The sequence below is a fragment of the Streptomyces sp. NPDC056347 genome (genome assembly GCF_042262625.1).
In the GTDB taxonomy this organism is placed as follows: domain Bacteria; phylum Actinomycetota; class Actinomycetes; order Streptomycetales; family Streptomycetaceae; genus Streptomyces.
Map to the genome: position 1 here is coordinate 1 of NZ_JBHJQP010000267.1, position 7,491 is coordinate 7,491.

6 protein-coding genes are annotated in these 7,491 nt (G+C 73.7%); 2 read left to right on the forward strand and 4 right to left on the reverse strand.

What is annotated here, in order from left to right; all coding sequences use genetic code 11:
* Positions 1-37 precede the first annotated feature (37 nt).
* On the reverse strand, positions 38-1,174 hold the full coding sequence (gene dnaJ, locus ACFCV8_RS34690; protein ID WP_376689498.1) for a molecular chaperone DnaJ: 1,137 nt from the start codon (positions 1,172-1,174) through the stop codon (positions 38-40).
* Positions 1,175-2,191 carry a heat-inducible transcriptional repressor HrcA gene (hrcA, locus tag ACFCV8_RS34695; RefSeq protein WP_352275239.1) on the reverse strand — a complete coding sequence of 339 codons (1,017 nt, stop codon included), beginning with the start codon at positions 2,189-2,191 and terminating at the stop codon, positions 1,175-1,177. It lies immediately after the preceding gene.
* A gap of 197 nt (positions 2,192-2,388) precedes the next feature.
* Here hrcA and ACFCV8_RS34700 point away from each other — a divergent pair, with 197 nt between their 5' ends.
* Both ACFCV8_RS34700 and ACFCV8_RS34705 read left to right on the forward strand, forming a co-directional pair.
* A complete protein-coding gene (locus ACFCV8_RS34700) occupies positions 2,389-3,123 on the forward strand; it encodes an MBL fold metallo-hydrolase (protein WP_376689499.1) in 735 nt (244 codons plus the stop codon).
* A gap of 31 nt (positions 3,124-3,154) precedes the next feature.
* Positions 3,155-3,979: a DUF3097 domain-containing protein gene (locus ACFCV8_RS34705; protein WP_376689500.1), complete on the forward strand. Its 825-nt coding sequence runs from the start codon at positions 3,155-3,157 to the stop codon at positions 3,977-3,979.
* A gap of 15 nt (positions 3,980-3,994) precedes the next feature.
* On the opposite strand, the gene hemW is transcribed toward ACFCV8_RS34705, so the two are convergent.
* The gene (gene hemW / locus ACFCV8_RS34710) at positions 3,995-5,227 is read right to left on the reverse strand and encodes a radical SAM family heme chaperone HemW (RefSeq protein WP_376689501.1); all 1,233 of its coding nucleotides are present in this window, start codon (positions 5,225-5,227) and stop codon (positions 3,995-3,997) included.
* Between the two features lie 70 nt (positions 5,228-5,297).
* Positions 5,298-7,235, reverse strand: coding sequence for a SpoIIE family protein phosphatase (locus ACFCV8_RS34715; protein WP_376689502.1), 1,938 nt, complete (start codon positions 7,233-7,235; stop codon positions 5,298-5,300).
* Between the last annotated feature and the right edge of the window lie 256 nt (positions 7,236-7,491).

The following is a 7,491-nucleotide window of genomic DNA, read 5'->3' on the forward strand; positions in this document are numbered from 1 at the left end:
GGTCGAGGGGGACCGCCCGGCGTCCGGATGCCGCGGGTCAGCGTCCGTTGAAGGCGTCCTTCAGCCGGGAGAACAGCCCCTGCTGGCCGGGCTGGAACTGGCCGGTGGGCCGCTCCTCGCCCCGCATCTTCGCCAGGTCCCGCAGCAGCCGCTCCTGCTCCGGGTCCAGCTTCGTCGGGGTCATCACCTCGACGTGCACGATCAGGTCACCGCGCCCGCCGCCCCGCAGGTGCGTGACGCCGCGGCCGTGCAGCGGGACGGACTGGCCGGACTGGGTGCCGGGCCGGATGTCGACCTCCTCCAGCCCGTCGAGCGTCTCCAGCGGCACCTTGGTGCCGAGCGCGCCCGCGGTCATCGGGATGGTGACCGTGCAGTGCAGGTCGTCGCCGCGGCGCTGGAACACCGCGTGCGACAGCTCGTGGATCTCCACGTACAGATCGCCGGCCGGGCCGCCGCCGGGTCCGACCTCGCCCTCGCCCGCGAGCTGGATGCGGGTGCCGTTGTCGACACCGGCGGGGATCTTCACCGTGAGCGTGCGCCGCGAGCGGATGCGGCCGTCACCGGCGCACTCCGGGCAGGGCGTCGGCACGACCGTGCCGAAGCCCTGGCACTGCGGGCAGGGCCGCGAGGTCATGACCTGGCCGAGGAAGGACCGGGTGACCTGCGAGACCTCGCCGCGGCCGCGGCACATGTCACACGTCTGGGCGGAGGTGCCGGGGGCGGCGCCCTCGCCGCTGCACGTGGTGCAGACGACGGCCGTGTCGACCTGGATGTCCTTGGTGGTGCCGAACGCCGCCTCGGCGAGGTCGATCTCCAGCCGGATCATGGCGTCCTGGCCGCGCCGGGTGCGCGAACGGGGTCCGCGCTGCTGCGACGTGCCGAAGAACGCGTCCATGATGTCGGAGAAGTTGCCGAAGCCGCCCTGTCCGAAGCCGCCCGCGCCACCGCCGCCGGAGGCGGACAGCGGGTCGCCGCCGAGGTCGTAGACCTGCTTCTTCTGCGGGTCCGACAGCACCTCGTAGGCGGCGTTGATCTCCTTGAACCGCTCCTGGGTCTTCGGATCGGGGTTGACATCCGGGTGCAGCTCGCGGGCGAGCCGCCGGAATGCCTTCTTGATCTCGTCCTGGGACGCGTCGCGGCGTACGCCGAGTACGGCGTAGTAGTCCGTGGCCACTTACGACTCCGCCAGGATCTGTCCGACGTAACGTGCCACTGCGCGTACCGCTCCCATCGTTCCGGGGTAGTCCATGCGGGTCGGTCCGACCACGCCGAGTTTGGCGACTGCCTCGTCGCCCGAACCGTAGCCGACCGCGACGACGGACGTGGAGTTGAGCCCCTCGTGGGCGTTCTCGTGCCCGATGCGTACGGTCATGCCCGAGTCCTTGGCCTCGCCCAGCAGCTTCAGCAGCACGACCTGCTCCTCCAGCGCTTCCAGCACCGGCCGGATCATCACGGGGAAGTCGTGCCCGAAGCGCGTGAGGTTGGAGGTGCCGCCGATCATCAGCCGCTCCTCCGTCTCCTCGACGAGGGTTTCGAGCAGGATGGAGAGCACGGTGGACACGGTGCCCCGGTCCTCGCTCTCGAAGGATTCCGGCAGATCCTGCACCAGCTGCGGGACATCCGTGAAACGGCGTCCCACGACCCGGCTGTTGAGCCGGGCCCGCAGGTCGGCGAGAGAGGTCTCGCCGAACGGGGCGGGGCAGTCGATCATGCGCTGTTCGACCCGGCCGGTGTCCGTGATGAGCACGAGCATCAGCCGGGCGGGCGCCAGCGACAGCAGCTCCACGTGCCGCACCGTCGAACGGGTCAGCGAGGGGTACTGCACGATGGCGACCTGCCGGGTCAGCTGCGCGAGCAGCCGTACGGTGCGGCCCACGACGTCGTCGAGGTCGACCGCGCCGTCGAGGAAGTTGTGGATCGCGCGGCGCTCCGGCGACGAGAGGGGCTTGACCCCCGCGAGCCGGTCGACGAAGAGCCGGTAGCCCTTGTCCGTCGGGATGCGTCCGGCGCTGGTGTGGGGCTGGGCGATGAAGCCCTCGTCCTCCAGCACGGCCATGTCGTTGCGGACCGTCGCCGGGGAGACCCCCAGCTTGTGCCGCTCGGTGAGCGCCTTGGAGCCGACGGGCTCCTCCGTACCGACATAGTCCTGGACGATGGCGCGGAGCACTTCGAGTCTGCGTTCACTGAGCATCGCGCACACCTCCAGCTGTGTTCCTCGGTGGTTCCCGGGCCGTTCCCGGGCTTCTGCCCAGGAATCCGCCTGGCACTCTGTCATCCCGAGTGCCAGCAATCCCCCGCCAGTGTACGGCGGCCGAGTGGGGGCCTAGCAAGGGCGACCGGCCAGTCCGTCACGAGACCCCGCAGGTCTTTTGCCGGTAGCGTCGCGGTATGGACGCCTCTTGGGAAGAGTTCGGGTGGGAGCGAATCGGTCACGGAGTGGGCCGCCGCCGCCTTCCCGGGTGGGACGCGACGGTCGCGCTGGTCACCGGGGCGGACGGCGCGCTGCTCTTCGACACCGGCTCGACCCTCCGCGAGGGCGCCGAGGTACGGGCCCAGGCCGAGGCGCTGCTGGGCCGCAGGGTGACGCATATCGCACTCAGCCACCCGCACTTCGACCATGTGCTGGGCACCGCCGCGTTCTCCGGCGCCGAGGTGTACGGGGCGGCCGGGCTGGCGGAGTTCCTGCGGAAGGACGGGGCGGCCGGGCTGCACTCCGCGGCGCTGCGCCACGGCCTCTCCGAGCACGACGCGGCGGAGGCGGTCGACGCGCTGGTGGCGCCGAAGCACCAGGTGTGCGGCGAGTGGACGCTCGATCTGGGCGGCGGGCGCGAGGTGGTGCTGGCGGACGTCGGGCCCGCGCACAGCGGCCACGACCTGGTGGCGGTCGTCCCCGGCTCCCCGGGCTCCCCCGCGGTCGTGCTCTGCGGCGACCTGGTGGAGGAGTCGGGCGAGCCGCAGGCCGGCGAGGACGCGCACCCGGCCCGCTGGCCGGTGGCGCTGGACCGGCTGCTGGCCCTGGGCGGCGAGGACGCGGTGTACGTGCCGGGCCACGGGGCGGTGGTGGACGCGGCGTTCGTACGGGAGCAGCGGCGGCGACTGGCCGAACTGTTCGGCGTGTCGTGACCCCGGTGCCCCGTCGTCCTATCGTCGTCGGATGCGCAGCTACCAGCCGGACCTGACCCCGCCGTGGAAGAGGTCCGCCCCCGTTCCCGAGGTCCCCGCCGAGCCCGATCTGGTGGTGGAGGAGGTCTCCACCGGCTTCTGCGGTGCGGTGATCCGGTGCGAGAAGACGGCCCAGGGCCCGACGGTGACCCTGGAGGACCGCTTCGGCAAGCACCGGGTGTTCCCTATGGAGCCGCGCGGCTTCCTGCTGGAGGGCAGGGTCGTCACCCTCGTGCGCCCCGCGGCCGCCGCCCCGGCGCGCCCGGCCCGTACGGCCTCGGGGTCGGTCGCCGTCCCCGGGGCGCGGGCCCGCGTCGCGCGGGCGGGCCGGATCTACGTGGAGGGGCGGCACGACGCGGAGCTGGTGGAGCGGGTCTGGGGCGACGACCTCAGGATCGAGGGCGTGGTCGTCGAGTACCTGGAGGGGGTCGACGACCTGCCGGAGATCGTGCGCGCCTTCTCCCCCGGCCCGGACGCCCGGCTGGGCGTGCTGGTCGACCATCTGGTGCCCGGTTCCAAGGAGTCCCGGATCGCCGAGCGGGTGTCGGACGCGGACGTGCTGGTGGTCGGGCACCCGTACATCGACGTGTGGGAGGCGGTGAAGCCGTCCTCGGTGGGCATCCCGGCGTGGCCCGCGGTGGCGCGCGGGCAGGACTGGAAGACCGGGGTGTGCCGGGCGCTGGGCTGGCCGGAGAACACCGGCGCGGCCTGGCAGCGCATCCTGTCCTCGGTGCGCTCCTACCGGGACCTGGAGCCGTCGCTGCTGGGCTCGGTGGAGCACCTGATCGACTTCGTCACGGCGCCCGGCGAGCAGTAGCCGGCGTGCGGGGCCTCAGTCGACCAGGTCCCGTACCACCGCGTCCGCCAGGAGCCGCCCGCGCAGGGTGAGCACCGCCCGCCCGTCCTCGTACGGGGCGGGCTCCAGGAGGCCGTCGGCCAGGGCGCGGCGGGCGGCGGCGAGGCCGTCCGGGGCCAGCAGCGAGAGCGGGCAGCCGTCGGCGAGCCGGAGCTCCAGGAGGATGCGCTCGACGCGCCGGTCCTCGGCGGAGAGGACCTCCCGGCCCGCGCCCGGCGAGCGCCCCTCGGCGAGGGCCTGGGCGTACGCGCCGGGGTGCTTCACGTTCCACCAGCGCACTCCGCCGACGTGGCTGTGCGCCCCGGGTCCGGCTCCCCACCAGTCGGCGCCGCGCCAGTACAGCTCGTTGTGCAGGCACCGGCCCTCGGGGGTGCGGGCCCAGTTCGACACCTCGTACCAGGAGTAGCCCGCCGCGGCCATCGCCTCCTCGGCGATCAGGTAGCGGTCGGCGTGGACGTCGTCGTCGGTCATCGGGACCTCGCCGCGCCGGATGCGGCGGGCCAGCTGGGTGCCCTCCTCGACGATCAGGGCGTACGCCGACACATGGTCGGGTCCGGCGCCGATCGCCGCGTCCAGCGAGGCCCGCCAGTCGTCGTCGGACTCGCCGGGGGTGCCGTAGATCAGGTCGAGGTTGATGTGCGCGAAGCCCGCCTGCCGGGCCTCGGCGACGCAGGCCTCGGGGCGGCCCGGGGTGTGCGTGCGGTCCAGGATCTTCAGGACGTGCTGCCGGGCGCTCTGCATGCCGAACGAGATCCGGTTGAAGCCGCCCTCGCGCAGTTCGGCGAGGTAGGCCGGGCCGACCGATTCGGGGTTGGCCTCGGTGGTGATCTCGGCGTCGTCCGCGAGCCCGAACTCCTCGCGGATCGCCGCCAGCATCCGGACCAGGTCGGCCGCGGGAAGCAGGGTCGGGGTGCCGCCGCCGACGAAGACCGTGCGGACCGGGCGCGGGTCGTCGCCGAGGACCTTCCGGGCCTGGCGGACCTCGCCGATCAGATGCGCGGCGTAGTTGTCCCGGGAGGCCAGGACGCCGCCGGAGCCGCGCAGCTCGGTCGCGGTGTAGGTGTTGAAGTCGCAGTAGCCGCAGCGGGTCGCGCAGTACGGCACGTGCAGGTAGAAGCCGAGCGGCCGGTCGGCGGCGCCTTCCAGGGCATGGCGGGGCAGCGCCCCGTCGTCGGGCACGGGTTCACCATCGGGCAGTACGGAAGGCATACCGCCCATTGTCGCTCGCCGCCGGGGCTTTCCCGGCCACGTGCCCGCGCCCCCTCCGGCCGCGCGGGCCTCAGCCGGCCTGGAGCACCAGCAGCGCCAGGTCGTCGTCGGGCGGCCGCTCGGCGAATTCGTGGACCGCCCGCTTGATCCGGTCCGCGATGCCGTCCGCCGAAAGGCCGGCGCACTCGGCCAGTGCCCCGGCCAGGCCGTCCCCGTCGTCGAACATCAGCGTCCCGGAGCGCCGCTCGGTCACCCCGTCGGTGACGCACAGCAGGCTGTCGCCCGGCGCCAGGTCGAAGCTCTGGCTCTCGTACGCCACGTCGTCGAAGATCCCGAGCAGCATCTGGGGATCGGCGGCCGGGCGCACCTCGCCGTCGGGCCGAAGCAGCAGCGGAAGCGGGTGACCGGCGCTGGCCAGGGTGCAGCGCACACCGCCGCCGGGCAGGGGTACAAGCTCGCCGTACAGCAGGGACAGGAAGCGGGACTGGCCGGTGTCCGCGGTCTGCTGGCCCCCGGCGGCGGCCACCATGAGCGCGGCGGCCTCGGCGGCCTCCATCGCGTCGTCGAGCAGGAGCCGGTTGAGCCGGTCCAGGACCTCTCCGACACCGAAGCCCTCCCTGGCCAGCAGCCGCAGCCAGGGCCGGGCGAGGCCGGTGACGACGGCGGCCTCGGGGCCGCTGCCCTGCACGTCGCCGAGGACGAAGCACCAGCGGTCGCCGGGGCAGGGGAAGATGTCGTAGAAATCACCGCCGACCACCCCGTCGTCGCTGGGCTCGTACACCAGCGAGCTGGAGACGCCGGGTATGTCGGCGACCTTGCCGGGCAGCAGGGCCCGCTGGAGGATGCGGCTGATGGTGGCCTGCCGGGTGTACTCGCGGGCGGCACCGACGGCGAGGCCGACCCGGCGTACGAAGTCCTCGATGAGCGCGGTGACCTCGTCGGGGACGCGGGCGAGCCCTTCCCGGCCCAGGAGCACGGCGCCCAGCGTCCGGCCGCCGGAGGTGATCCGGTAGGCGAGGGCGGACACGGCGGGCTCTTCGCCCTCCCCGTCCTTGACGGCTTCCGCCTCCTCGCCGCCGGGCCAGGGCATGGAGACGGGGCCGGTGCCGACCCGTTCGGGCAGCCGGATCGGGTCCTGCTCCAGCAGGGCGCGCAGCGGGCCGGTCTCGGTCTCGTCCCGGTGCCAGACGCTGGCGAGCCGGGGGACGGCCGAGGGGCCGCCGTTCTCCGGCTCCAGCCAGATCGCGCACCAGTCCGCGAGGCGGGGTACCAGTAATTGGCCGGAGAGCGCGGCGACGATGTCCTCGTCGAGCTGTCCGGCCAGCAGGTCCGAGGCCTCGGCCAGGAAGGAGAGCGCTCCCCGGCCCGCCCAGTCGGCGTCGTCGCGCAGCGCGCGCCGGGCGGAGGGGGCGAGCAGCTCGGCCTCGCGCAGCCCGTGCTGGAGGCCGGGGTCGGCGGCCGCTTCCGGGTAGGGGCTCCAGTCGTCCATCGTGAGGCGGGCCCAGACGGTCTTGAGGCCGGTGCGGTAGGTGATGCCCCAGCGTTCGGCGAGGGTGCCGACGAGCTGGAGGCCCCGGCCGTACTCGGCGGGCTCGTCGGGTCCGACGGCGCGGGTGCCCTCCGCCGCGTCGGCCGCGCTCCCGGACTCCGGGCGGTCGCTGCGCACCGCGCGGGCGGGGTGGTGGTCGGAGACCTCCAGCAGCAGCGCCCTGGCCTCGTCGTCGTCGCCCTCCTCCAGCCGGACGACCAGCTCCACCGTGGTCCCGGCGTGCACGACCGCGTTGGTCACCAGCTCGCTGACGACGACCTCCGCGTCCTCCGCCGCGCGCCCGTTGAAGCCCACGGCCGCCGGGAGCCCGAGCCCCGCCCACTCCTCCAGCGCGGCCCGGACGAACCGGCGGGCGGCGGAGGGTGCGAGGAGGTTGCCGGGCAGGGACGTATGGGCGGCCGGCCGCGTGTCCGCACGGCCTGCGGGATATCCGGGACGCTGAACGATGTCCCGCTGCAAGGGAATGGACCCCACGGTGCAGCTCCTGACCTGTCTCGCTCTGTCTGTTCTCGTTGCTGTCTGTCGGTTCTCGTCGGGCGGCGTGGGCGACACCGACAGAGTGACAGATGGACCATGCCCATTAGCAGCGAGTTGCCGAAGTGGGCGGAGAAAATGAGCGGGAAGGAACGGGCGCGGCCGCGAGCCCGTCAGGACTCGCGGCGGGGCCGGGGGGGGGGGGTGGGGGCGCCGGGGGGGGGCGGGCGGCGCCAAGCCC